General features: G+C 44.4%; 3 protein-coding genes and 1 pseudogene. 2 read left to right on the forward strand and 2 right to left on the reverse strand.

Going from position 1 to position 3,311, the window contains the following annotated elements; translation table 11 throughout:
* The first annotated feature begins 145 nt into the window (after positions 1–145).
* A complete protein-coding gene (locus IM477_RS11920; protein WP_287731864.1) occupies positions 146–1,225 on the forward strand; it encodes a glycosyltransferase in 1,080 nt (359 codons plus the stop codon).
* A 21-nt stretch (positions 1,226–1,246) separates the two neighbouring features.
* Here the strand turns inward: IM477_RS11920 and IM477_RS11925 are convergent, their stop codons facing one another.
* Complete coding sequence (locus IM477_RS11925; RefSeq protein ID WP_287731865.1) at positions 1,247–2,290, reverse strand: glycosyltransferase; 1,044 nt, start codon at positions 2,288–2,290, stop codon at positions 1,247–1,249.
* Positions 2,291–2,540: 250 nt separating this feature from the next.
* The gene (locus tag IM477_RS11930) at positions 2,541–3,026 is read right to left on the reverse strand and encodes a hypothetical protein (RefSeq protein ID WP_287731867.1); all 486 of its coding nucleotides are present in this window, start codon (positions 3,024–3,026) and stop codon (positions 2,541–2,543) included.
* A gap of 153 nt (positions 3,027–3,179) precedes the next feature.
* Here IM477_RS11930 and IM477_RS11935 point away from each other — a divergent pair.
* A pseudogene (locus tag IM477_RS11935) lies at positions 3,180–3,311 on the forward strand (IS630 family transposase); the annotation flags it as partial.

Here is a 3,311-nt window from a genome sequence, read left to right on the forward strand (position 1 = left end):
TTGATCAAAATTTATCCACATAACCCACCTCCTGTTCTGTGTTACTATTATACCATGCTCACACAGAACCTAGAAGAGCCGGGTGCGGAATGTGTGGTAGAATATGTCCCGCCTCCATTTCGGGAAACAAATTTTTTCAAAAACGATGATCGTTTCTTCCCCCCCCGTAAGTATCGTGATCCCGACCTACCAAGGCGAGAGATTTTTAGAGGAAACACTTGCGTCAGTCCGAGCGCAAACCTATCCGGCTTTAGAGATTATTATTTCCGATGACGGCTCGACCGATCGCACTTTAGAGATCGTTAAAGACTTTCAACAACAAACCGCGTTAGATTGTCAAGTCTTCACTCATGAGCACTTGGGGATGGTCGATAATTGGAATTGTGCGGTTTCCCGATCGAGGGGTAAATATATTAAATTTTTATTACAAGATGACCTTCTTGACGCAAATTGTGTGTCGGAAATGGTCGAACTGGCGGAGAGCGATAGAGAGATTGGATTGGTGTTTTCCCGTCGCGATCTTCTTCTGTCGGAGGAGGCGAAAACGAACGATACCTGTTTGGCGATCGTGCGTCAGATCGAGAATTTACATTCCGGTTGGTCACGACTCGCGTTAGTTCAGTCGGGAAGAAGTTTATTAAGCGACCCGCGTTTTTTAGAGGGATGTATTAATAAAATCGGCGAACCCAGCACGGTTTTAATCCGCAAAGAAGTTTTCGATACCGTAGGGGAATTCGATCCTGATCTCTGCCAACACGTGGACATCGATATGTGGTGTCGGATCATGCTGAACTATAAGGTGGGATTTATTGATCGAACTCTCTCGTTTTTTCGCGTGCATCTTTCCCAGCAAACCTTACAGAATCAACAGAGTGATCGCATCTCAACCGACCTGCAACTCTTTTTGCGTAAAATGATGGTCGATCCTTGCTATAGCGAGCTTCCCACCTGTTTAACCAGCGCGACCCATGTAAAACTCAAGGAAGAAAGAGACGATCTGCTCGCTCGGAATACAACCCACCAACAGAGAATTCAAGAACTGGAAATTACCGAGTCAGAGTTACAAGCAGAACGAAGTAAACATTTACATCTTATCGAAAAAATATCTACAGAATTGCAGAAAGCTCAAGATGTCATTACAGGAATGGAAAGTAGTAAGTTCTGGAAAATTAGAACGACTTGGAAACAAACGAAGCGAGTGTTAAGACTTCCAGACAACGATTGAGCATCGAGCGACCATTCTCTATTAAAAACCGATTTTTTTCTTAAATTCGTGCCAGAGCGCGAGCATCGTCCCTAATTTACTCTCTCGCATCTCTTGCAAGGGACGGATCGCTTCCGTAAGCTCTTCCACTTCCCGTCGAGCGTTCAAAAAGTCCTTTTGGGTTTTGGATAATTCCTGCTCGAGTTCTCTCTCATGGTCTTCTAACTGTTGGATTCTGAGAATAGCCCGATCTCGTTGCGCTACAAAATCATCGAGCCGCTCGCCCAACTCTTCAACTGTTAATCGATTCTCGTGGATGACTTCCCTCAATTCATCGATTTTCGACCAATTCCCGTAGATACATTCAAATAGAATTTCTATATTTTGTAGATAAAGTTCTCGATGATTTTGAAAGATTCGGGTATGGAGAGCGATCGCTCTTGAATTCGCCTCCGTATTTCTAGAAGATTTTTTTTGTCGATAATAAAACAAAATTTCTGAAATTCTATATACTTTTCTTCCCGTTTCGATTATCGCTAGCCAGAAATCGTAATCTTCCCAGCCATCGTTCATATTAGGATTATATCCGTCGACTTTCTCCCAGTCGGATTTTCTAAAAAAACCGGAGCAGAAAATCACGTTCTGTACTAATATATCGGGAAATCGGTAGGGAGGTAACTCCCATTTACCCTGCCGCTCGCCGAAAAACTCCACCTCGCAGTAAACGATCCCCGTATCGGGATTATCATCGAGAATTTTTACCGCTTTCTCTAAATATTCGCTACCGATTCGGTCATCGGCATCGAGGGGCAGGATATATTTACCCCTCGCGTGGGAGATCGCTGTATTGCGAGCGCTAACCACTCCCCGATTCTCGGTACGGATCACCCGCGTTCTCTTTCGTCGGTAATCTCGTAGGAGATCGTTCGTCAGCCCCGTCAGCCCGTCGTCCGATCCATCATCGACGATAATAATCTCGAAATCTTGATAGGTCTGTCCGAGAACCGATTGGATCGCTTCATCGAGATAAATACCTTGGTTATAGCAGGGAACGATGACGGAGACGGTGGGGGATAGTTCGCTCATCTACAGGAAGGGGGGATCGATCGGATGTCGCCCGAATCATACCACGGAAGCGATCGATGCGGAACCCGTCACATTAGACATCTCCAAAAATCTATACCCCAGTCATAGCAATGAACTTGGCTGATAAAAACTTGATGCTAAATTTAGTTCAAGAAAAAGTTACAGCCTTTCTCAGATAGATGAGGCGTCGTGTTCTAAATCTGTGGAAGCGAGTTTAAATGGCACAGCCAAATTCTCGTGTTTTACCAATTTAAGCGGCATCAGGTAACGGCAAATCCTTGATGGGCTGGGGTTTTTGAATTTTTCGGTAGTTTCTCGATGGCACACCCTTGAGAGCAAGTGCCGAAAAATCATTGACCCGAATATTGAGGTGATGGCTCAAACGACCAGCAGTTGGTTGGGGTTTCTTATCCCAGGGTCCTGTAGCGAGCGGTTCGCAGACAGCAGCGATCGCTTTAAGTAAACAACCAGCCAACAAAGCCAGACCAATTCGACGCCTGATAGAATTCTCCGTCCAAGCTCTCGGCATCTCCATCCCCGCTGTATCCTGAGCCACAAAGAAATTAGTTTCAACTGGGGAACGATGACTGTAGGCCAGACGCAATTCGACGGTAGTCAACTCCCTCGCCATAGTCCCAATGAGTAGAGGACGGTCATAGTCAGGATGATCTACTTTTACCACATCTAGGATAGTCTGGGCAAAGTCTTCAAAGTGAAGCTGATTCCACCGTCTCACTCGTATTTCTTTTTCTTCTTCGATGACAGTAAAATCTCAGCAATTCTCATTTTGAAATAAATATACTTTGCACGGCTACAACTTGCATTTTTTACTCAAGGACAATAATATAGTTTAAGAGTCATAATTAGAAGCAAAGCACTCATTGAAAACATGATTAACCTAGAATTCACGGAAGAAGAAAAGAACTCACTGTCTTAGGAAAGATTTCATCATCCCCATCCCCGGGTTCAACTGAAGATGGAAGTTCTCTGGTTAAAGAGCCAAAAGATACCGCACAAAAAA

Source organism: Microcystis sp. M090S1 (genome assembly GCF_020246295.1).
Taxonomy (GTDB): Bacteria; Cyanobacteriota; Cyanobacteriia; order Cyanobacteriales; family Microcystaceae; genus Microcystis; species Microcystis aeruginosa.